Annotated in this window: 25 protein-coding genes and 1 pseudogene; 22 read left to right on the top strand and 4 right to left on the bottom strand. The window is 36.3% G+C overall.

All coding sequences use genetic code 11. The annotated features are described in order from the left end of the window. The first annotated feature begins 6 nt into the window (after nt 1-6). The 6 genes from coxB to IEU51_RS03330 all read left to right on the top strand — a co-directional run bounded on the left by coxB (nt 7) and on the right by IEU51_RS03330 (nt 5596). The gene (gene coxB, locus IEU51_RS03355) at nt 7-1131 is read left to right on the top strand and encodes a cytochrome c oxidase subunit II (protein ID WP_186086867.1); all 1125 of its coding nucleotides are present in this window, start codon (nt 7-9) and stop codon (nt 1129-1131) included. Next, nucleotides 1131-3059 carry a cytochrome c oxidase subunit I gene (locus IEU51_RS03350; protein WP_186086870.1) on the top strand — a complete coding sequence of 643 codons (1929 nt, stop codon included), beginning with the start codon at nt 1131-1133 and terminating at the stop codon, nt 3057-3059. The genes coxB and IEU51_RS03350 overlap by 1 nt, the downstream gene beginning before the upstream one ends. Next, a complete protein-coding gene (locus tag IEU51_RS03345) occupies nt 3059-3685 on the top strand; it encodes a cytochrome c oxidase subunit 3 (protein WP_186086872.1) in 627 nt (208 codons plus the stop codon). Before IEU51_RS03350 ends, IEU51_RS03345 begins: the two co-directional genes overlap by 1 nt. Continuing rightward, entirely contained in the window at nt 3686-4027 is a 342-nt protein-coding gene (locus IEU51_RS03340) for a cytochrome C oxidase subunit IV family protein (RefSeq protein ID WP_186086875.1), read from the top strand. Between the two features lie 127 nt (nt 4028-4154). After that, complete coding sequence (gene ctaG, locus IEU51_RS03335; protein WP_186086878.1) at nt 4155-5108, top strand: cytochrome c oxidase assembly factor CtaG; 954 nt, start codon at nt 4155-4157, stop codon at nt 5106-5108. Nucleotides 5109-5122: 14 nt separating this feature from the next. Further along, nucleotides 5123-5596 carry a DUF420 domain-containing protein gene (locus IEU51_RS03330; RefSeq protein ID WP_186086881.1) on the top strand — a complete coding sequence of 158 codons (474 nt, stop codon included), beginning with the start codon at nt 5123-5125 and terminating at the stop codon, nt 5594-5596. 46 nt (nt 5597-5642) lie between these two features. Here the strand turns inward: IEU51_RS03330 and IEU51_RS03325 are convergent, their stop codons facing one another. Beyond that, nucleotides 5643-5999 carry a YugN family protein gene (locus IEU51_RS03325; protein WP_186086883.1) on the bottom strand — a complete coding sequence of 119 codons (357 nt, stop codon included), beginning with the start codon at nt 5997-5999 and terminating at the stop codon, nt 5643-5645. A 123-nt stretch (nt 6000-6122) separates the two neighbouring features. Here IEU51_RS03325 and IEU51_RS03320 point away from each other — a divergent pair, with 123 nt between their 5' ends. Continuing rightward, nucleotides 6123-6563 (top strand): YlbF family regulator, encoded by a 441-nt coding sequence (locus IEU51_RS03320; protein ID WP_186086886.1) that lies wholly within the window; start codon nt 6123-6125, stop codon nt 6561-6563. A 62-nt stretch (nt 6564-6625) separates the two neighbouring features. Here the strand turns inward: IEU51_RS03320 and IEU51_RS03315 are convergent, their stop codons facing one another. Continuing rightward, nucleotides 6626-7540: a glycerophosphodiester phosphodiesterase gene (locus IEU51_RS03315; protein WP_186086889.1), complete on the bottom strand. Its 915-nt coding sequence runs from the start codon at nt 7538-7540 to the stop codon at nt 6626-6628. A 79-nt stretch (nt 7541-7619) separates the two neighbouring features. On the opposite strand from IEU51_RS03315, the gene IEU51_RS03310 reads away from it, so the two are divergent. Continuing rightward, nucleotides 7620-7898, top strand: a complete 279-nt coding sequence (locus IEU51_RS03310) for a YlbG family protein (RefSeq protein WP_186086892.1) — start codon at nt 7620-7622, stop codon at nt 7896-7898. Here the strand turns inward: IEU51_RS03310 and IEU51_RS03305 are convergent. Next, complete coding sequence (locus IEU51_RS03305) at nt 7879-8247, bottom strand: DUF7147 family protein (protein WP_186086895.1); 369 nt, start codon at nt 8245-8247, stop codon at nt 7879-7881. The genes IEU51_RS03310 and IEU51_RS03305 overlap by 20 nt on opposite strands. 63 nt (nt 8248-8310) lie before the next feature. On the opposite strand from IEU51_RS03305, the gene rsmD reads away from it, so the two are divergent. Together rsmD and coaD are read left to right on the top strand one after the other, a co-directional pair. Further along, nucleotides 8311-8862 carry a 16S rRNA (guanine(966)-N(2))-methyltransferase RsmD gene (gene rsmD, locus IEU51_RS03300; protein WP_268234176.1) on the top strand — a complete coding sequence of 184 codons (552 nt, stop codon included), beginning with the start codon at nt 8311-8313 and terminating at the stop codon, nt 8860-8862. After that, complete coding sequence (gene coaD / locus IEU51_RS03295; protein ID WP_186086901.1) at nt 8855-9340, top strand: pantetheine-phosphate adenylyltransferase; 486 nt, start codon at nt 8855-8857, stop codon at nt 9338-9340. The genes rsmD and coaD overlap by 8 nt, the downstream gene beginning before the upstream one ends. A 48-nt stretch (nt 9341-9388) precedes the next feature. Here the strand turns inward: coaD and IEU51_RS03290 are convergent, their stop codons facing one another. Beyond that, complete coding sequence (locus IEU51_RS03290; RefSeq protein WP_186086903.1) at nt 9389-10525, bottom strand: nucleotidyltransferase; 1137 nt, start codon at nt 10523-10525, stop codon at nt 9389-9391. A gap of 138 nt (nt 10526-10663) precedes the next feature. On the opposite strand from IEU51_RS03290, the gene IEU51_RS03285 reads away from it, so the two are divergent. From IEU51_RS03285 to ftsZ, 12 genes and pseudogenes are all read left to right on the top strand, one after another. Beyond that, nucleotides 10664-11188 (top strand): YceD family protein, encoded by a 525-nt coding sequence (locus IEU51_RS03285; RefSeq protein WP_186086906.1) that lies wholly within the window; start codon nt 10664-10666, stop codon nt 11186-11188. A 3-nt stretch (nt 11189-11191) separates the two neighbouring features. Then, a complete protein-coding gene (rpmF, locus tag IEU51_RS03280) occupies nt 11192-11368 on the top strand; it encodes a 50S ribosomal protein L32 (RefSeq protein WP_186078058.1) in 177 nt (58 codons plus the stop codon). A gap of 113 nt (nt 11369-11481) precedes the next feature. Next, nucleotides 11482-13053 carry a bacillithiol biosynthesis cysteine-adding enzyme BshC gene (bshC, locus tag IEU51_RS03275; protein ID WP_186086908.1) on the top strand — a complete coding sequence of 524 codons (1572 nt, stop codon included), beginning with the start codon at nt 11482-11484 and terminating at the stop codon, nt 13051-13053. A 140-nt stretch (nt 13054-13193) separates the two neighbouring features. Continuing rightward, a complete protein-coding gene (gene mraZ, locus IEU51_RS03270; protein ID WP_186086910.1) occupies nt 13194-13625 on the top strand; it encodes a division/cell wall cluster transcriptional repressor MraZ in 432 nt (143 codons plus the stop codon). A gap of 10 nt (nt 13626-13635) precedes the next feature. Next, on the top strand, nt 13636-14565 hold the full coding sequence (gene rsmH, locus IEU51_RS03265; RefSeq protein ID WP_186086913.1) for a 16S rRNA (cytosine(1402)-N(4))-methyltransferase RsmH: 930 nt from the start codon (nt 13636-13638) through the stop codon (nt 14563-14565). A 20-nt stretch (nt 14566-14585) separates the two neighbouring features. Then, nucleotides 14586-14975: a cell division protein FtsL gene (ftsL, locus tag IEU51_RS03260; RefSeq protein WP_186086916.1), complete on the top strand. Its 390-nt coding sequence runs from the start codon at nt 14586-14588 to the stop codon at nt 14973-14975. Continuing rightward, complete coding sequence (locus IEU51_RS03255) at nt 14968-17109, top strand: penicillin-binding transpeptidase domain-containing protein (protein WP_186088362.1); 2142 nt, start codon at nt 14968-14970, stop codon at nt 17107-17109. The genes ftsL and IEU51_RS03255 overlap by 8 nt, the downstream gene beginning before the upstream one ends. Before the next feature lie 9 nt (nt 17110-17118). Further along, the gene (gene mraY / locus IEU51_RS03250) at nt 17119-18078 is read left to right on the top strand and encodes a phospho-N-acetylmuramoyl-pentapeptide-transferase (RefSeq protein WP_186086919.1); all 960 of its coding nucleotides are present in this window, start codon (nt 17119-17121) and stop codon (nt 18076-18078) included. Between the two features lie 3 nt (nt 18079-18081). Then, a complete protein-coding gene (gene murD, locus IEU51_RS03245) occupies nt 18082-19404 on the top strand; it encodes a UDP-N-acetylmuramoyl-L-alanine--D-glutamate ligase (protein WP_186086922.1) in 1323 nt (440 codons plus the stop codon). Between the two features lie 14 nt (nt 19405-19418). Next, complete coding sequence (locus IEU51_RS03240) at nt 19419-20627, top strand: cell division protein FtsQ/DivIB (protein ID WP_186086925.1); 1209 nt, start codon at nt 19419-19421, stop codon at nt 20625-20627. 109 nt (nt 20628-20736) lie between these two features. After that, nucleotides 20737-22203, top strand: a complete 1467-nt coding sequence (gene ftsA / locus IEU51_RS03235) for a cell division protein FtsA (protein WP_186086928.1) — start codon at nt 20737-20739, stop codon at nt 22201-22203. Between the two features lie 23 nt (nt 22204-22226). Then, nucleotides 22227-23180: pseudogene (gene ftsZ / locus IEU51_RS03230) on the top strand (cell division protein FtsZ); the annotation flags it as partial. Nucleotides 23181-23199: the final 19 nt, after the last annotated feature.

The following is a 23199-nucleotide window of genomic DNA, read 5'->3' as shown; positions in this document are numbered from 1 at the left end:
AATTAGATGAAGAACAGTTGGACAAAAACAAAATTTATTATGTTAATGTCTGTTCTTACTATGTTCCTTGCAGGGTGTGGAGAGAATCATCTCAGTACACTAAAGCCTGCAGGTGAAGTTGGGAGACAACAATTCAATCTGATGGTTATTTCCATCGTAATCATGATACTAGTAATTGTCGTTGTAACAGTTGCATTCAGTATCGCAGTATTCAAGAGTAGAAGAAGCCAGTTAGGTGAAGATTTCAAACCTAAACAAGTTGCTGGTAACCACACACTAGAAGTTATTTGGACTTCTATTCCGATTGTTCTACTAATCATCCTTGCAATTCCTACAGTATATTTCACTTTCCAACAAGGTGACACAACTGAAATGGTAAATGCTAAAGGTGAAGCAAACGAAGATGTAACAATTATCAACGTTACAGCACACCAATACTGGTGGGAGTTTGAATACGAGCATGAGGGTGTAGTAACGTCTCAAGATTTAGTTGTTCCAACTGGAGAGAAAGTATTCTTCAACCTTAAAGGGGCAGATGTAAAACACTCGTTCTGGATTCCAGCAGCGGGGGGTAAACTTGACACTAACGTTGATGGTGTGAACAGTTTCTTCTTAGTGTTTGATGACGACAAAGCACAAGATGCAGACCGTTTATTCTACGGTAAATGTGCTGAGCTATGTGGACCATCACATGCTTTAATGGACTTCAAAGTAAATGCTCTAGAAAAAGATGACTATGAACAATGGTTAGCTGACATGAAACAAATTGAAGAGCCAATCCAAGCTGACGCAGGAGACGCAAAAGAAGGGCAAGATATCTTCAATAACTCATGTATCGGATGTCACGCAGTGACTCCAACTGGTGCTGGTGCAGTGGGACCAAACTTAACTAACTTTGGTGACCGTGAACTAGTTGCTGGTATCTTAGAGCATAACAAAGAAAACTTAGTTGACTGGATCAAAGATCCTGAGTCAATCAAACCAGGTAACAAAATGACTGGTAAATATCAGTTAAATGATGAAGAAATTGAAAAAGTTGCAGAATACCTCATGACATTAAAAGTTGATGAAGGTACAGGCGACAAATCAAAATTACGCGAAAGTAAAGACGAAGAAGGAGGAGATAAGTAATGGCACAGGTAAAAGGTAAAAAAGCTGGCTTTGGTGCAGTATTATGGGATTACTTAACAACAGTTGACCATAAGAAAATTGCGATTATTTACTTGGTTGCTGGTGGATTCTTCTTCGCTTTAGGTGGTATTGAAGCGATGCTTATCAGAGCTCAGCTTGCAGTACCTAACAACGACTTCTTATCAGCAGGTCTGTTTAACGAAGTAATTACAATGCACGGTACAACGATGATATTCTTAGCTGCCATGCCACTACTGTTTGCATTTATGAACGCAGTAGTTCCGTTACAGATTGGTGCACGTGACGTTGCGTTCCCATTCTTAAACAGTTTAGGTGTTTGGTTGTTCGTATTTGGTGGTATCTTCCTTAACCTTTCATGGTTCTTAGGCGGAGCACCAGATGCAGGTTGGACAAGCTATGCATCGCTATCTATCGCATCACCTGGTCATGGTATTGACTTCTATGCAGTTGGTTTACAGATTGCAGGTGCAGGTACTTTAATTTCAGGTATTAACTTTGTAACAACTATTATTACGATGAGAGCTCCTGGTATGACTTACATGAGAATGCCATTATTCACATGGACAACTCTTGTAGCTGCTATTCTTATCGTATTCGCATTCCCACCACTTACAATCGGTGTCTTCTTACTGATGTTTGACCGTATGTTCGGATCTAACTTCTTTATTGTAGAAGCCGGTGGTAACACAATTATTTGGGAACACTTATTCTGGATCTTTGGACACCCAGAAGTATACGTATTAATCTTACCGGCATTCGGTATATTCTCTGAGATCTTCTCAACATTCTCTCGTAAGAGACTGTTTGGTTACTCAGCAATGGTATTCGCTACAGTACTTATTGGATTCTTCGGATTCATGGTATGGGCACACCATATGTTCACTGTAGGTCTTGGACCAACTGCGAACGCAATCTTTGCTTTAGCAACAATGGCAATTGCCGTACCGACAGGTATTAAGATCTTTAACTGGATCGCAACTATCTGGGGCGGAAGTATCGAGTTCACAACGCCAATGCTTTATGCATTAGCATTCATCCCATCTTTCGTAATGGGTGGGGTAACAGGTATCATGCAGGCAGCAGCGCCAGCAGACTACCAGTACCATGACTCATATTTCATCGTTGCTCACTTCCACTATGTAATCGTTGGTGGGGTAGTATTCGCATTACTCGCTGGACTTCACTTCTATTGGCCAATTATAACGGGGACAATGTTAAGTGAAAAATTAGGTAAGATTGAAATGGTAATCTTCTTTATTGGATTCCACTGTACTTTCCTAATCCAACACTGGTTAGGTCTATGGGGTATGCCACGTCGTGTATTCACATACCTAGACGGACAAGGTTATAACACTGCCAACATGATTTCATCTATAGGCGCAGCCTTGATGGCGATTGCGGTAATCATATTATTAATTAATATTATTAAAACACTTGTTAAAAACGAAAAAGTTGGAACGGACCCATGGGGTGACGGCCGTACATTAGAATGGTCATTACCAATACCAACTCCATATTACAACTTTGCTAATACACCGCTTATCCGTGGTATTGACGCCTTAGCGTTAGAAAAAGAAGAGGGCGATGGAACAATTCCTGCAGCAGGTCCTGTAGAAGCAATCCATATGCCAAACAATTCATTCATTCCATTCATGATTTCATTTGGTTTATTCGTAGCTGGTTTTGGTGCGTTATACTTCGCATCAGGAAAACCTTGGGCAATCGATGCGGTAGCAAACCTACCAGAAAAACCATGGGCACTATACGTGTTAATCGCTGGTCTAGCAATTACATTCATTTCAATGGGTGTTAGATCATGGAAAGATGATTTAGGTTATTACATTCCTAAAGAAGAGCTTGAAGCTGATTTAAGAGAATTAGAAGCTAGAGAAAGAGGTGCAAAATAATGGCTGAAATAAGATACGATGTACCAAATGAACAATGGCCAGTGCACCCAGAAAAAGCAACTTTAGAAGGACGCAACAAGTTTGTTGGGTTCTGGACATTCCTTGCTGGGGAAACAGTACTTTTCGCTAGTTTATTCGCAACGTACTTAGCGCTTAAAGACCAAGTACCAAGCCAAGAACATTTAGTAGCAGCTGATTTATATCACCTAGAACTTGCATTCGTAATGACGATGTTCTTATTAACATCATCACTTACATCAGTGTTCGCTGTATATCACATGAGAAATAATAACTTTGGTAAGATGCAATTATGGTTAGGAATCACTGTACTTTTAGGTGCAGGATTCTTAGCACTAGAGATTTACGAGTTCGTAGAATACGTAAAACTTGGACATACGTTTAGATCAAGTGCATTCGGTAGTGCCTTTTACTTCTTAATCGGTACACACGGATTCCACGTTATCGTCGGTTTGATTTGGATTACACTCTTAATCATCCGTAATGCAAACCGTGGATTATCTGTTTATACTGCTGCTAAAGTGAACACAGCTTCACTGTACTGGCACTTCATCGACGTAGTTTGGGTATTCATCTTCACTATCGTTTATCTGTTAGGGGTGTTATAGATGGCTGAACAAAATCATGAACAGTTAACAGAATCACAATTAAAGTATCTGAGAATGGAACGTACGAAAGAAATGAGAATCCAAATGATTTCATTCGGACTCATGATCTTCTTAACATTTATAGCATTTGCACTTGTTGCACTTGAAATTGATAAGAACTTTGTTATTCCAATAGTAATTGGATTAGCGTTCTTACAAGTAGTATTACAATTCTACTATTTCATGCATATGAAAGATAAAGGTCATGAATTTGCGAAACTATTCATCCTTGTAGGTATGTATTTTGCAATTGCATTCGTAGTATGTTTCATCATGATCGTTTGGATTGGTAACCCAATCTAAAACTATAAAAGAGGCTAGAAGTTCTAGTCTCTTTTTTAATTTGTAATAATATTGTCAACTAGGGTCTATTGAGATTTCTCAATAATGCTTTATAATTAAGCTATCGAATAAAAAAGGGTGATGAATAATGGATAGACTTCTATCTATTAGAATCTTCGGATTTATAGCTAACTGGAGCCCATTTCTACTAGTATTTACAATTGCAGTAGCAATTGCATATTTCTTACTAACAATGAAATGGTATAAAGAATTCGAAGGTGGAAGAAAACTAACACCATTTGAGATATTTATGTCTCTTAGCGTATTCATACTGTTCTACATTACTTTTGGTTCACCAATAGATATATTGAGTCATATTCTATTTACATTCCATATGATTCAAATGGCGCTTGGGTTACTCCTTGTACCGCCAATGCTGTATTTCGCAGTTCCTGATTATTTATGGCGATATCTCGTTAAGCAACCCGTGTTAAGACAACTACATAAGATGTGCCAAAAGCCTTTAGTTGTACTTGTATTATTCTGTGCAGCGTTTAGTCTTTATCACATTCCTGTTGTCATGGATGCACTTAAGATGAACCAATCACTACACGTACTTGCACTTGCAATTCTTTTTATTACTGCGACGATGTGTTTCTGGCCAGTATTAAACACAATCGATCCACAAGAGAAACATATGGGTGGATTATTTAAGATGCTATATGTATTTGGTATCGGAGGACTATTACTACCAGCGTGTGGTCTGATTATATTCGCTGAAGCACCAATGTTTAAAACGTATACAGAAAGCGGTTCTTGGTTAAAAGCGATGGAATTATGTGTGCCTGCAGGCGTATTAGACTCACTTAAAGGTCAAAATATGATTTCAGGACCAGAGTACTTCAGTACGATGACACCTCTTGGGGACCAACGTACAGGCGGTATTATCATGAAAATTTTACAAGAAGTGTTTTTCTCTGTTATTCTGGGATATATCTTCTTCCACTGGTGGAAATCTGAAAGTGGAGACCAAGAAGAAATTACTAGAAAGAATTTAGAGAAAGTACTTAAACAACAAGAATTGGATAGACAATATAGATAAGAGGATAATCATTTATGAACTTACATTTTATTTTGCCAACGATCAGTACATCATTTATCGTCTTAAGTGCGATTATGATGGCGATTGGTTTAGCAAAAATTCTCGGAAAAAATAAAGATTTAGAAGGTCATGACAGATTCATGACTTTATCAGCAATTTTTGCTGGTATTTTCTTTGTAATCTACGTTTCTAAAACAGTCTTTATTGGTAGTACGACTTTCGCTGGACCAGAAACATTAAAAACATATTATGTAATCTTCCTAATTACGCATATCTGTTTGTCTACTATTGGTGGAGTACTTGGGGGTTATCAAGTATTTACTGGTAAGAAAAACAAACTAGGTATTCATAGAAAGTTAGGTATGTTAACATCTGTGATTTGGTTTATTACTGCAATCACTGGAGTTATGGTGTATGTGTTACTTTACATCATGTATCCAGGTGGAGAACAAGCAGGACTCTTCGAAGCTATTTTTAATCACAAATAATTAAGGACATAATAAAACCCGAAGTGATCCTCACTTCGGGTTTTTGTTATGCTAATTCAACTAAGTCAGTATGAATCTTTTTAATTTTTTGGATTGCATGATCTACAATACGCTCAGGGAAATACTCATCTTTACCGTATTCGATTCCTGTTGGATAGTAGTGTTTCCCCATGTAAGGGTCCATGAGTTGTAAAGTTGCATTACGCGCACCTACGTCTCCTTCCACTGCATATCCTGGGAAGCGTAAGTAATAAATTCCTTCTGGAATTTCATATTTGTAGTCAAAAGTCATACGTTCGTAGTCCCAGCTTCCACCAAGTACACAACCGTTTTTATTCATCACTAATTGTAAAACATCTTGTGGTATAATTACGTTTTCAATACCAGAGTTTTCAAATACCATCGAATTGCCCTCCCGTTTGTTCCATTACATTCATTTTAATCTATTCAAACCTTAAATACAAATACATTTTTGTTAAGTTTAAATCAATTGCATGTGATAAAATAGCGTTAGGGAGTGAGTGTTATGTTTCTAACCTTTTCAGATGTTGAAATATTGGATCAGTTGGACAAAGTAGGCCTCATGATTCGTGAATCAGAAGAATATCATTCATATTTAAAATATAAAGAATTGCTACATACAGACAATGAGTGTCGTGTGCTTATAAATAAATTTACTAAGTTGAAAGAAGAGTTCAGTGAAGTGGAACGATTCGGTAAATATCACCCAGACTTTAGTGAGATGCGTAAAAAAGTAAACAAGATGAAAAAAGAAGTGGATATGAATCCTGTTGTTATCGAATATCGACGTGCAGAATATCTCCTTCAAAACATCTTAGACGAAGTGATGTTTATAATCGGTCAATCTGTGTCAGAACATGCGAATGTTGTGAGTCATAATCCATTCTTTAGTGGTAAATCTAGCGGCGGTTGTAGTACAGGTAGTTCATGCAGTTGTGCAAGTTAATATATTAATAAAAGGTATGTCTCAATATTTAGGAGACATACCTTTTATGTTGTTAAAATTAGTTACAGTTCAAATTTATCTCTTAAACCGTGATGTGCGATATCTGGATAGTCAGTGACAATCGTGTGTGCACCACTTTCTAGTAGTTTACTCATCGTTTCTATATCATTGATCACCCAGTATCCTGGTGTGATATTTAACTTTTTAAGGAATTGGATGAAAAAACGTGAATCCAGTCTGAGTTTACCAACTGAAGTAGGCAACTGGAATGTGTCTCTTGTTGGAGTATAGAAGTGGCTGAAGCCAGATATAAAATGTAAATAGGCTTTAAGTACTTCGTCTACACCAGCACCTAATGCATACTTATTTTTAGCATATAAGTTAAATTGATTGATTTGGTCATCGTGGAAACTTGTAATAAGTACACGGTTCCTTACGGATTTACTCTCTAATAAATCATATAACTTTTTTACAACAATTCCACCAGCACGTGTTTCGATTGGGTCTTTAATATCTATATTGATAAGCATACTTGGGTACAAGTCGAGCAATTCATTCAGAGTCATAATTTTAGCATCTTTGTGATCACGATATGGATGACTATCGTCAGACAGTTTGAAGTGATGTCCAAAGTCAAACGTTCTAAGCTCTTCTAGAGTATAATCTGAGACTTTACCGAATCCGTCTGATACACGATCGATATATTCGTCATGGAAGACAACAATCTCTTCATCTTTCGTGAGACGAATATCAATTTCAAATCCGTCGACATTAAAGTTTAAAGCATTATCGAATGCGAGTTTTGTATGTTCAGGACGGAGCCCAAGACCGCCGCGATGTGCGAATAAGTATGGAGAGTTCCTTTTGAAATAGGGTTTAACTTCTACAACAGGTTGCTTAACAATACATTTACTTGCTGTATAGGCCACACTCCCAATGAGCGTGCCGAGTATAATTGACTTTTTTAATTTTGACATATGAATCCTCCATCTTTGTATATTAGTGAAATTCATAAATATGTTATGATACGTTTAAAGGGATTTATGGGTGAATATTATGATAACGAAACGTATTGGTTTATATATATATTTTAAACAAAATAAATTTATACGACAATTGCGTCGCTATGGCAACGTCGTGTATGTGAATACAAAACAAAAGTACATGCTTGTCTATATTAATGACTCTGATCTCGAAAAGACACTCGAGCATCTTTCAAAACTAAAGTATGTGACGAATGTATTAGAGTCAGAGTATAGAAACATCAAGACTGAGTATAAGAAATTTGATGAAGGAACATCACCTTCATTCGAGGCTACTGAAGCGGTGGAATGATGTGGTTTAATCTTAATACTCCAATGATGTATTGATAGTACAATTCTTCTTCATGGAAATCTTCAGGGTCTCTTGAAGACATATCAATTTTTTGAATGTTTTTATCGTCTAACCACTTAGAAATAATAGTATACATTTCTCCTTCATGACCTTTTCTTAGGCCTCTCAATATAGTGTAGAGTGCCTGGAAATTCTTTTCAACAGGCTTCATGATGAGGACAAATGTCGATGGTGCATCTTCGTGATGGATAAAAACAGCTTTATCAATACGGGTATGGTTATATTCAATGAGCGCCTGAAGCTCAAAAATTTCACTATAACCATTTCCTAATAAAATAAATTTTTGCACAGGAATTCTCCTTCGTAATTATGTTCTATATACAGTATAAAATTAATTTGATTAGAAAGAAAGGTGACAAGAGTGCGTATCATCGCAGGAAAGTATAAAAACAAACGTATCGAGACACTAAATAAAAACGATACACGTCCAACTGGAGAAAAGTTACGAGAGTCTATGTTCAGTTCTCTAGGAGCGATTTATGGCGATATCCTTGACCTTTTTGGAGGAAGTGGGGCACTGACTATAGAGGCGATTTCTCGTGGCGGTGAACGCGCTATAATTATCGATGGAGCGATGGACGCAATTAAGGTTATAAAAAATAACGTGGAGGATCTTGATGAAGAGATAGAAGTCTACCGAAATGATTATAGAAGAGCAATCAAGGCATTACATAAACGAGAGAGACAGTTTGATTTTATCTTTATAGATCCGCCGTATAATAAAAAAGTCGCAGATATTGCGATTCACATGATCGATGAGTTTGATTTGTTAAAACCGGATGGCACGATTATTGTGGAGAGTGGTAAGAATGAACATATAAAAATTGCGCCATTTGAACTAGAAAAAGCAATCGAGCAAGGTACAACTAAGTGTCAATTTTTAAGGAGAGATTTAAATGACTAAAAGAATCGCTGTGTGTTCAGGTTCATTTGACCCGATCACGTATGGTCATATGGATATTATAGAGCGTGCGTCGCGCGTATTTGATATCGTTTATGTATGTGTTTCAAAAAATGTGAGTAAGTCGTCATTATTCACACCACAAGAGCGTGTCGAACTGATTGAAGAGGCGATGAGTACTTTAGATAATGTAGAAGTTAAAATTTTTGATGGGCTATTAATTGACTTCTGTAATGAAGTGGGTGCAACTGCAATTGTCAGAGGACTACGTGCAGTCTCTGACTTTGAGTATGAGATGCAGATGGCGTCTATGAACAGAAAACTTAATGATAACGTTGAGACGGTGTTCATCATGACAAATAATAAATACTCATTCATCTCAAGTTCAATCGCAAAAGATGTTGCGAGCCATGGTGGTAAAGTGTCAGACGTTGTTCCACCGGTAGTAGAGAAAGCATTAAAAGAGAAGTTTAAAAAATAGGTGTATATGAATTAAGACCTTGTATCTATTCAGATACAAGGTCTTTTATTAAACTCTTCTGTGAATGATTACAGGTGTGTTAAAGTCATTCATTGTTGTACCAGTTAAAGTGTTATAAATTTCAGTTGCTTTGATTTCATCTTTGAAATATTGACGCGACTTTTTATTGATATTAGTAAATATGTGTTTATCTTTTAAAGTAGATAGATAATATTGACCAGTGACGTTCATTGCAAGCACGCGTACAGCAGTAGGTAATTCTGTCTCACTTACGTCATACTCTGTAATATTTAAGAGCACATATATAAGAAGTCGTGAAAGTCTCGTCCATGTGTAACGTTTTGTCTTAATTAAGGTCAAGAACTCAGCATATGATTCTGCTTGTTTAATATACTCAATGAGCCTATTCTCAAGACCTTCTGTCATCATGTAAATACTTTTTAGTTCGTCTTCTGTGCTTCTTAAGAGAATTGCTTTTAATGTCTTAAACATAGTCTCGTTGTCGACAACACCACGTTCAATAATTTTTCGTGCTAAGCGATATGGCATATACTTCTCTGCAGTTTGTTGGTCTTTATCTTTTAATAACTTACGAAGTCCAGTAGCACTCTGGAATTCTTGCAACTCGTCATGCGTATCGTGGAAACCGGTACCTTTACGCTTAATAGTGTGAGGCGTGATATTTGCTCCCAACATCTCGATTGCTTTCATATAGCTGATGCCTAGTGTGTTATTTGGTTCAGATAATAATGAGTTATCGGTTAATGTTTCAATGGCACGTGGATAAGACATGCCTGATTTTATTAACTCTTTTAATTCATCTTGATTGATTTCTTGTTCATTTTTAAGTGCTTCTTTGAATGCAGCCATGTCACCAGATTCACTACCAAAACAAATATCTGTCGTACCGAGTTCCATTGCCATTTTGACTGCACCAATTGCAAAGTCATCGGCATAACTAATGGCGTTAATTAGAGGAAGTTCGATAACAAGATCGACATGCTTAATGACTTCTTTTGCACGGTCGAATTTATTGATGACTGCGAGTTCTCCGCGCTGAGTAAAGTTGCCACTCATAATAGCAATAGTAACATCAGGATCCACAAGCTCTTTCGCTTTTTTGATGTGATACAGATGTCCGTTATGAAGCGGGTTATATTCAGTTATAAGAGAAAGTATTTTCAAGTTAAACACCACCATGATATAGTTATACTTAGTATAGCAAAGATTACTAAATTAATAAGTATTGTGTTAAGAAAATAACTTGACACTAAATAGATATTTCTGTACAATATTTGTTGTGCTTATAAGAGGTGAAGAGAGATGAAGTGGTCACTTTCACAGCTTAGGAAGTTTAAAGATAATGCATTTACTTTTAACTCTAGTATACAATTAGAGGATATTACTGATAGACGTGATATCATCGAAATTTTTGATATTGAAATTTCAGGTGATATTATTCATGGAAACAGAAGATTCGATGTGAACTTACATATCGAAGCAGATGTACACATGATTGATAGTCGCTCAGGTGATACTGTGAAGTATCCACTTTCAGTTGATACTGTCGAAATTTTCGATGAATCGATTGAATCGGATAGTGAGATTGATGAACAAGATGACAATCTCCACGCGGTTCTTCACGAAATTGACCTTGAGCCAATAGTGAGAGAACTCATCATAGTCAATATCCCAAACGTATATACAGAAAGTGAATCATTGCCAAGTTCATCGAACACTGATAATTGGAAAGTCTTTGGGAGTGAAGAGGAACTTGAAAAAGAACGACCTGTTGACCCAAGACTTCAAAAATTACAATCACTATTTAGTGACGAAACGGAGGATTAAATAATGGCAGTACCTAAAAGAAGAACATCTAAAACTCGTAAAAATAAACGCCGTACACACATTAAATTAAGTGCACCTGGTATGACAGAGTGCCCAAACTGTGGTGAAATGAAATTATCACACCGCGTATGTCCAGAGTGTGGATCATATAAAGGCGAAGAAGTTACAGTAGCTAACTAATTAACATGGGGTTAACCCCATGTTTTTTTATGTTTACTTTTAAGCGTGTTATTTGAGAAACTTGCGTTATTTACTTATAATTTCAGTAACATATAAAATTAGGAGAATTTTAAATGATCTTCGAATATATAGCTTATAATGAACCGCTCATCAAGAATAACACTCTTGATGATTTAAAATTCTTTGGGATGAATACATTATCTAAAGAGACAATTGAAAAGATAAAAGAGAGACCAACTCATGCTCATACAAAAGCACTTGCGCTAGTTATAGAAAAAGAGATGAGTAAGTATGGTTTAGACGAGGCTCAAAGAGAAAATATAGAGAAATTAAAAAATGGTCATCGTGTAATCATTGGTGGTCAGCAAGCTGGACTCTTAATGAGCCCGTCATACATTCTTCATAAAATTATCACGCTGTTCATTTTACAAAATGATGTGAAGAAAAAATTTGATTATGATGCAATACCCGTCTTTTGGATTGCAGGCGAGGATCATGATTATGAAGAAGTGAACCACACTCATGTATATGACGGATATCATAACCGCGTTAAGAAGATTTCATATAAACCAAACTTAACCGTACCAATGAGTATCGGTTTCTATGACTTTGATAAGAATGCAATGAAGTCTGTTATAGATGAAATGTTTAATTATCTTAATGACAATCCAAAGCTTGTCCAAATTAAAGAAGTATTGGTCCAAAAACTAGAAAACTATCATTCATGGACAGATTTTTTTACGGCACTTGTACATGAACTATTTAAAGATAAAGGTCTACTCATCGTAAATGCGCATAGTAAAGATATTCGTGAATTAGAAAAAGAGACATTTAAAAAGATGTTCAATAATCATGAAATAATTGATGCTGCATTTAGAAGTGGTCAAGAGAAGTTTACATCACACTTCAATATAGATAGGACAATTGAGACTGAAACAAATGTTCATCTTTTTGTTAACTCAACAGATAGACGTGCACTCTTAAAATATGAGGACGGTCTTTATCGTACCGAAGACAATGAGTATACTAGAGATGAAGTTCTAGCACTGATTGAAAACGACACTGTACAAATGAGTAACAACGTCGTCACAAGACCAGTGATGCAAGAAAGTCTCTTTAACACGCTAATTTTTGTTGGCGGTGGTGCTGAGGTAAAATATTGGGGAGAACTCAGTGAAGTGTTCGAAACATTAGAAATTCCGATGCCTCTCGTGGTAAAACGAATGGAATTCATGTATGTTCCTAAGGAAATAGATAAAAAGCTAGAAAAATATCAGTTAACGTTCAGCAAAAACCTTCTTGAAGATATAGAGAAAAAAAGAAAAGAGCTTGAGAAAAATAACGAAAATAGCCGTTTATTGAAAGCACTGAAAAAACAAGAAGCAAAAGTGATGAATCAATACGATGACTTGAAACACTGTTGTCAGTCGGACTGGGAACGCCAACTCATTGAAAGTAACTTTAAAGCGCAAATGAAGCAAGTCGATTATCTCAAGAGAAGATATAAAATAGAGGCGATGAGAAAAATTCGTGAAGAGTTAAGTGATCTTAAGAAAATAGAGCAAATTCTACTACCATTTGGAGTACTCCAAGAAAGAATCTACCATCCACTCATATTTTTCACAGATATTTGGGATTATTCCCCACTTGTCTACCATGAAAGCTTGGTTTTAATAAAAGAATAGAAATGTTGATATAAAGCGATTTTCCCACAATGGAAAATCGCTTTTTTTATTTCCAGAAAAAATATTGTAAAAATTTATATGATTTGTGGAGTAAAGTGGTTGATTGTGGTAAATTAGACATAGAGAAGTGGGGTGAGATTATGTTCATGGGTGAGTATAATCATAATTTAGATACAAAAGGCAGAATTATTGTACCAAGTAAATTTAGAGAAGCACTCTCAAATGAATTTGTGATTACTCGTGGACTTGATAAGTGTTTGTTTATCTACACAAATGACGAATGGTCTCGCATTGAAGAAAAGATGAAAGAACTCCCACTCACACGTAAAGATGTACGTAAATTCATGAGAATGTTCTTTTCAGGTGCAATTCGTGTTGAAGTTGATAAGCAAGGTCGCGTGAACATCCCACAAAACTTACGTGAATATGCAGGTTTAACTAAAGCATGTACCGTTATTGGTGTTTCTAGTCGAGTAGAGATATGGGATACCGATAAATGGAACGATTTCTATGATGAATCTGAAGATAATTTTGAAGATATCGCTGAAGATCTCATCGACTTCAATTTCTAGAGGTGAAACTATGTTTAAACATAATACAGTGCTCTTAAAAGAGACGGTCGATGGACTGGATATAAAACCAGATGGTATTTATGTTGATGCGACACTTGGCGGTGGAGGACATACGGAATATCTACTGAGCCAAGTTTCAGATGGACGAGTGATCGCATTTGACCAAGATATATACGCAATAGACAAAGCAAAAGAAAAATTTAAAGATGTTGAAAATATCACTTTTGTTCATAGTAATTTCAGTCATTTAAAAGAAGAACTGGAGAAATTAGGAATAGACAAGATTGACGGTATTCTTTATGACCTTGGTGTCTCTAGTCCACAGTTAGATATTACTGAACGTGGATTTTCCCACTCAAAAGAAGCAAGACTTGATATGAGAATGGACCAATCACAATCACTCGATGCATATGAGATTGTGAATACATATCCATACGAAGATTTAGTGAGAATCTTTTTCAGATATGGCGAAGAAAAATTCTCAAAACAAATTGCACGTGAAATAGAAAGACTCCGCGAAATACAGCCAATTGAAACAACTACTGAACTTGCAAGTATCATCAAGAGTAAAATCCCAGCAAAATTTCTAAAAATGTCAGGACATCCAGCTAGACGCGTGTTCCAAGCGCTTCGTATCGCTGTTAATGACGAACTAGGCGTATTTGAAAAAAGTCTAGAACAAGCAATTGACTTACTTAAAAAAGATGGACGTGTTTCAGTAATTACGTTCCATTCTTTAGAGGATAGAATCTGTAAGCAAATCTATCAAGAATATGAAAGAGGCCCAGAGCTGCCTAAAAATATGCCGATTATACCAGAAGGGTACGAGCCGGTATTAAAGAGAGTAAATAAGAAGCCTATTTTAGCTTCAGACGAAGAATTAAACGAAAATCCACGTGCACGAAGCGCGAAATTAAGAATTGCAAAAAAATTGAAATAATGATCGGAAGTGTGTAAAATATGCAAGCGGAAAGAATACGTAAAATTGACCAGCAAATGGAATATGTAGAAAAACCAAAATACGAGTATGTTACGAAATCTAAGTGGGTCAACTTGCGCTTTAACGAGCTGCTTATTTACGCGTGTTTGATAATCATGGTTGCACTAAGTGCATACTTCTTTTTACATACAAAGCAAGAAGCTCACGCACACCAAGCAACTCAGGCGCAACTCACTAACGAAATTTCATTTAGAGAAAAAGAAATAGACGAACTTACAACTGAAGTCACTCACCTTTCTTCTTACGATCGTATTTATGAAAAAGCCAATCAACTCGGGCTCAAAATGGAAAATGGAAATGTAAAGGTTGTAAAGAAGCATGAAAAAAAGTATGAAAAAAAGAATGAGTAAAGATTTTAAAGCAATCAACACACATAATATCCCAAAATTTACACTCCTGATTTATATCATATTAGGGGTGTTTTTTGGTTTTATCATATTGAACTTTATTAACTTAATGATATTTAAAAGTATTGATGACTCGGATCTACAAAAACTTGGGGAAGAAAAGTTTACGAGATCCATCACACTTGATTCAAATAGAGGACAGATTTTAGACCGTCATGGCGAGATACTCGCGAGTGATATGGAAGCATATCGAATTGCGGTTATTGTCGATGAGAATTATCCAAATCATCTTACGGATAAAAAGAAAATGTCTAAAGAACTTTCTAAAGTCATGTCGATGTCCGAAAAAGAAATTACTAAGATGATAGATGAAGGAATTAAGAATGACCGTTTCCAAGTAGAGTTTGGTACAAAAGGTAGAAATGTGAGTTATAAAAATAGAAAACAACTAGAAAGTAAGGAGTTAGATGGACTTACATTCATCCCTGAAATCAAACGATTTTATCCAAATGGCGTATTTGCATCGCATATCATTGGTTTTTCTGAGCCAAATGAAGATGGCAGGCTTGTAGGATCTCTTGGTATTGAACGTGAGTACAATGAAGCGTTGGATGGTGAACCAGGGTATTCTAATTACACACAAGATATATGGAGTTATGTTGTACCTGGCACTTTAGAAACAGAGTCTGCTGTAGACGGAATGGATGTTGAACTTACATTAGACTCTAACATTCAGCTCTATTTAGAAGAGTCGCTAGACGAAATGCAAGAGTACTTTGAACCAGAAGAGTTATTCGCTTTTGTTGCCGACGCGAAAACTGGTGAAATTTTAGGAGCAGGGCAACGACCCTCATTCAACCCAGACACACGTGAAGGGTTTGGTAACAGCTGGCTCAACGTGTTATATGAATACCAGTTTGAACCAGGAAGTACATTTAAAGTGTTTGGATTAGCTGCTGCTATTGAAGAAGGACAGTACAACCCAAATCAATACTATGAATCAGGATCTCGTGACGTTATGGATACAACAATCTATGACTGGGAAACAGAAGGCTGGGGGACAATCACATACAATGAGGGTATGCAGTATTCATCAAACACACTGATGATGGACCTTCAAGACAGAGTCGGTGCTGATAAAATGCTCGATTACTATAAAAAATTCGGTTTCGGTGAAACAACCGAATCAGAGTTTAGTACAGAAGCTAAAGGACAAATTGTTTGGGAAAATGAGTTACAACAAAAAACATCGTCATTTGGTCAAACGCTATCAGTAACACCAATTCAGATGATTCAAGGTATGACCGCACTCTTAAACGAGGGTATGATGAAAAAACCGTATATCGTAAAATCAGTAACAGATCCTAATACGAATAAAACTGTTTATGAGGGTAAAGAAACAAATGTAAGGCAAGTTATTTCTAAAGAAGCGGCAGAGAAAACTGTCGATGAAATGAATACATTAGTCGCAGGTTCTATGGATAGAAACTCGATGTATGCACTTGATGACTACGGTGTAACTGGTAAATCTGGTACAGCACAAATTTATGACCCAGAAATTGGGGGGTACATTAGTGAACCATATCAATTTATTACATCATTCATTGGATATGCACCGAAAGAAGATCCACGTGTCATTGTTTACTACGGTATCAAACGTGCATCAAAAAATAAGAGCGACACATGGGATTATGGTGTAAGTCTTGGGTTTAACCCACTTATGGAACGTACTTTAAAATATCTTGAAGTTACAGATAGTACTGAAGGTAGTGACGCTGAAGAAGTTAAAGTTGAAGACTATACTGGTAAGAAAATTGAGCGTGTAGCAAACTTAACGAACGACTCACTAAATGTCATTTATAGTGGTGAAGGAGATACGATTAAAGATCATTATCCTAAAAATGCTACACTGCTTAAAAACGAAACAATATATGTAAAAACTGACGGTGAACTCACAATGCCAGACATGCGCGGATTGTCTAAACGCGAAGTCATCACATTACTTGATTTCCTTGGTATAAAAGCGAGTCTTAAGGGAGAAGGCTATGTGAAGAGTCAGTCAATTGCACCGAATACAGTTCTCGGTAAAAAATCATCTCTAACAATACAACTGGATTCAAACGATCCAAACAACTAGGAGGAAATCATGTACTATGCATTTTTGATTATTTCATTTATCGCAACTGCAGTTTTAATGAAATTTCTAATCCCGACATTGAAACGATTAAAGTTTGGTCAATCGATTAGAAAAGAAGGACCAGAGGCGCATCTTGCTAAAACAGGGACACCGACAATGGGCGGAATTAGTTTCATAGCTGTAACGACGATTCTATCAATTATCGCACTGTTTATTGTGGAAGATACTTCAAAGCTCATTATCTTGATAATTGTAACTTTAGGGTTTGGACTCATCGGATTTGTAGATGATTACATCATCGTAGTCAAAAAGCAAAACGAAGGTTTATCATCAAAACAAAAAGCACTGTTTCAAGTCATTGTCTCAGTCATCATTTTCATCATCATGATTATGTTTATTCCTGATATTGAACGAGGCATTCAGATTCCAGGAACAGACTTCTTGATTCCACTTGGATATTTCTTTGTAATCTGGATTGTGTTCTGGCTTGTGGGATTCTCAAATGCGGTGAACTTAACAGATGGACTTGATGGTTTATCTACATCAACGACAATTATTGCTTTCGCATCATTTTTAGCGATTGCGTTAATTAATCATGAAATAGAAATTAGTCTTTTCTTATTCATTTTAATTGGAGCACAACTTGGATTCTTTATTTATAACAAGTTTCCAGCAAAAGTCTTCATGGGTGACACAGGGTCCCTTGCACTTGGTGGGATTATTGCAACAGTCTCAATTATGTTAAACAACAGTTTATTATTACTACTCATCGGTATTGTATTTGTAGTAGAAACAGCATCAGTAATCATGCAAGTAACGAGTTTTAAACTTACTGGTAAACGTATCTTCAAGATGACACCAATCCATCACCATTTTGAGTTATCAAACTGGAGTGAATGGAAAATCGTCATTGTCTTTAGTTTAGTCGGACTTGTTGCAGGTATAATCGGAGTATTCTTAGGAGTGTAGTATATGAATCGATATAAAGATAAAAACATTATTGTACTCGGTTATGGAAGAAGCGGTAGAAGTGCAGTACATGCGTTAAATAAACTCGGCGCACGAGTTACACTGACTACTAACGAAAACTTAGTAGATGAAGCGGTATTAGAAGAGTTAAGAAAAGAAACTGTTCAAATAGTAGATGGACACCATCCGACTCATTTATTAAATGATGCAGATCTCATTGTAAAAAATCCAGGAATTCCATATCGTATTCCATTTTTACAAGAAGCAATCGAGAGAAATGTACCAATCATTACTGAAGTGGAGCTCGCATATGAACTTCATAAGAAAGATATTATTGGTATCACTGGTACGAATGGAAAAACGACAGTGACTACTTTAATTGGAGAAATGCTTACAGATGAAACTCATCATCCAATATTATGTGGAAATATTGGTTATCCAGCTGCTGAAGCAGTGTTAAATGATGATTCTGAAAATCTAATTATGGAGCTCTCATCATTTCAGTTAATGGGCATCATCGACTTTAAACCGAATATCGCAGTGATTACTAACATCTACGAGGCACATCTTGATTATCATAAAGATGCGACAGAATATAGAAATGCAAAATTAAGCTTATTAAAAAATATGACAGAAGACAATCTTGTTATTTTTAATCTAGCACAGAAAGATATTCTAAACCCTATAGATTGTAAGGCGAAAATTAAGTACTTTAGCCTTAATGAACAGGCTGATGCATATGTGCTTGATGGAAAAGTTTATGTGAACGATAAATATATTATTGATGTAGATGATATTGTTTTAAAAGGACCACATAACTTAGAAAACATCTTAGCAAGTCTCTTAGTTGCTGATGAAAAAAATGTACCTGTAGAACACATGGTAAAAATACTTACCTCATTTAAAGGAATTGAACACAGACTCGAATATGTCGGAGAAAAAAATGGTGTTAAATACTACAATGATTCAAAAGCAACCAATGCACTTGCAACGACATTTGCATTAAGAAGTTTTGATAGAGATACAATATGGATTGCTGGTGGACTTGACCGCGGACAAGACTTTGTAGAGATTACTCCATATATAAAAAACGTCAAACTCGCAATTCTTTTCGGTGAAACGAAACATAAATTAGCTCAGTTTTTATCTGCACATGAAATTGAAACAATTGAAACTGAAAACCCAAATACAGCTGTAAAAATTGCTGATGAAAATAGTACAGAAGGTGACATTGTATTATTCTCACCAGCATGTGCATCTTGGGATCAATATACAGACTTTGAAACTCGTGGAAACCACTTCAAAGAAGGGGTTAACGCACTTTAAAAAGGAGGATAGCCATGAAAGATGAGCCTAATATTGATGAGTTAAAGAAAAAACTCAGAAAAAATAAGAATGACGACACATCTAAAACTGAACAAAAAAAAGAAATCAAAGAAACAGAATCCATTCACTCATCAGACGATCATGCGCCTATCCAACAAGAAGAGAATGATCATGAAGAATTAGATGGATGTGTCATTGAGCACTATACAGATAATGACGATGAAAAAGGGCAAAAAGAAAACAAGAAGGACACTGAATCAGAAGAAACCTCAACTAAAGACGACAGTGACAGTATCGAATTAAATGAGACCCAAGACAAAATAGAAGTCACAGAGTTAACGAGTCTTGAACCGAGTGAGTCAGAAGAAAAGTCAGATTCTGAACCAGAAAATATAGAGAAAAAGCCTAAGAAGAAAAGAAATATCAACTATAAAAAATGGTCGATTATACTTTTCTCAGCAACAATTATATTCTTGGTTGCATCATACCTAATTAGTAGTAAGAGTGATGTAAAAGAAATCGTTGTTAATGGGAATGAACATCTTTCGACTGAAGAAATTCTCGAACGTTCTGAGATTAAGAAAAAAGACAAGATGTATCTAACAAGTGAAGGTAAAGCAGAACAAAATATTTCACTCCTTCCAATTGTTGAAAGTATTACTGTGGAACGTGACTTTCCGAACACAGTGAATATTACTGTAAAAGAATTTGAGGTTGTAGCATATGTAGAGAGTAAAGGACGCTATTATCCGGTACTAGAAAATGTGCAAATACTTCGTGGATTTGACATGACACCGACGGATGCACCAATCATTCATTTCTTTGACGGTGTTGAGTTTGAAGGCATGGTAAAAAGTCTAAACCAAATGAATCCTCAAATTCTGGCGATGATTTCGGAAATATTCTATCGTCCAAATGAAGAGACGAATGCACGCATTCAATTATATATGAATGATGGCCAAGAAATTATTGCCGATTATAATACAATTGGTGATAAAATAGATTATTATGCGGGAATGAAAAAAGAGATTGGTAATAAAAAAGGATTGATTGATTTAGAAGTGAGTAACACCTTCTTACCTTACTCCTCAGAAGAAGTCGTGAGAATCAAGAGAAGTATGAGAAGTGTACCAAGACAAGTACCGTATTTAGAAGAAATAGAGGCATCTTTAGAGGACATTAAACGCAGTTTAAAAGCATTCGAAATAGAGAGCGAAGAATAAGTATAAAATATTGTGAAAACATATTGTATTCAGTTCACAATTATTGATAAATACTGTAAACTATAGATTAGACTATTGTGAAAAGAATCAATATTTAGGAGGCATTCAGGTGAAGGAACAGTATTATGTTGCCCTTGACATAGGGTCATCGAGTGTAAAAGTCGTGGTTGGAGAAAAATTTCACGATGGTGTAAACATCATTGGAACCGGCCAAACCTTCACTGATGGTGTATCAAAAGGTATGATCCGAGACTTCGATCTCGCTAAAAGTGGAATCATAGATACAGTTAAAAAAGCTGAACTCTTATCTAACATTGAAATCGATGAAGTATTTTTAAAAGTACCGATTACGAATTCGGATATTGTTTTTGAAACAGAAACACTTAGATTTACAGGAAGAGAAACTGAAATCGATGGTGAACTGATTGAAGAATTATTAGAAAATATTAGATTAAAAGAAATTTCATCAGAAAAAGAAATTGTTACTGTATTTCCAGTATCCTTTTTAGTAGACGAACTTCATGAAGTGGAAGACCCTAAGGGAATACTTGCAAGAGAAAGTTTAACTGTACGTGCTGGAGTTATTTCAGTAGACCGTACGTTATTCATCAACATGGGGAATTGTGCTGAAGAAGCGGGTCTCGACATCATTGATGTAACATCAGATGGATTTAACTATGCTCATATATTATCAGATACAGAAAAAGAACTCGGTGCGGTTGTCATTGACATCGGTGCTGATTTAACGCAATATGCATACTACGAAAGAGGCACGCTCCGCTATCTAAACGTGATTGATGTAGGTGGTAACGACATTTCTCACGCTGTTGCAGAAGAATTCAATACTGATTATCACTTTGCAAATCGTGCAAAAGAACAATATGGTCATGCATTTTATGAAAAAGCGAGTGACACTGAAAAAGTGACATTACCGCAAAACAGTAAAGATGGTGACATTGAGGTAAGTGCAAAAACACTTGCTGACGTGATTGAAGTCGTAACAGAAGATATATTTATGGAAATCTTTGAAGATTTAGCAGAAAATGGAATTACGAAAGTGAATGGCGGTTTCGTCATCACTGGAGGTACAGCAAACTTACGTGGAATTAAGGATCTTGTACAAGACATCGTATCGGAAAAAGTGAGAATTCATATTCCGAGCCAAATGGGTGCAAGAAAACCTGAATTCACAAGCGCAATTGCAACAATCGAGAGTGGTATTTTATTTGATGAACTTTTAGATTATGTTACAATTGATAATCATGCTAACGTCTATGAAGACATAGATGAAGACGAGGAAATCGTCGAAACAACAGATGGTTCTTTCTTCTCATCACTGTTTAAAGAACGCAAAGAAAAGAACGCGAACATTAAAACAAATGATGATGAAGAAAAAGAAGAAATCTCTTACGAAGAACCATACAACAACGAAGAGGCACGATACGTTGAGGAAGACGTTGAAATCGAACCAGATGAGTCTGATGAAGATGTTAACTACGTTGACGAAGCGCCTAAAGAGAAGAAGTCCGATAAAACGAGCTTCATGAAAAAAGTATTTAAGAATCTATTCGAGTAAGTATATTGGGAGGAAATGATTAGATGTTGGAATTTGAAACTGGGTTTAACCATCAAGCAACTCTTAAAGTTATTGGTGTAGGTGGCGGTGGGAACAACGCCGTAAACCGAATGATTGATGAGGGTATGCAAAACGTTGAATTTATTGCAATTAACACAGATGGACAAGCGCTTAACTTATCTAAAGCTGAATCAAAAATTCAGATAGGTGAAAAATTAACACGTGGACTTGGAGCAGGTGCAAACCCTGAAATCGGTAAAAAAGCAGCTGAAGAGTCACGTGAACAAATCGAAGACGCAATCCAAGGTGCGGACATGGTGTTCGTTACTGCTGGTATGGGTGGCGGTACTGGTACTGGTGCAGCTCCTGTAGTTGCTAAAATTGCAAAAGAGATGGGTGCATTAACAGTAGGAGTTGTTACACGCCCATTCTCATTCGAAGGTAGAAAACGTCAAACACAAGCAGCTGCTGGTGTTGAACAAATGAAAGCAGCAGTAGATACTTTAATTGTAATTCCTAACGATCGCTTACTCGATATTGTTGATAAATCTACACCTATGATGGAAGCATTTAAAGAAGCGGATAACGTATTACGCCAAGGGGTTCAAGGTATCTCTGACTTAATCGCAGTAAGTGGTGAAGTAAACCTTGACTTCGCAGACGTTAAAACAATTATGACTGACAAAGGTTCTGCATTAATGGGAATCGGTGTTTCATCTGGTGAAAACCGTGCAGTTGATGCTGCTAAAAAAGCTATTTCAAGCCCATTACTTGAAGTATCTATCGTTGGTGCACAAGGTGTCCTAATGAACATCACAGGTGGGGAAAACTTATCTCTATTTGAAGCACAAGAAGCAGCAGACATCGTACAAGATGCTGCAGACGAAGATGTAAACATGATCTTTGGTACGGTTATTAACCCAGAGCTTGAAGATGAAATCATCATCACTGTGATTGCAACTGGTTTTAACGAAAAATCAGTAGCTAGAGAAACAG

The sequence above is a fragment of the Phocicoccus schoeneichii genome (genome assembly GCF_014635565.1).
Classification (GTDB): Bacteria; Bacillota; Bacilli; order Staphylococcales; family Salinicoccaceae; genus Phocicoccus; species Phocicoccus schoeneichii.
Note: the sequence above shows the minus strand (reverse complement) of the source record. Positions and strands in the feature narration are given on the sequence as shown.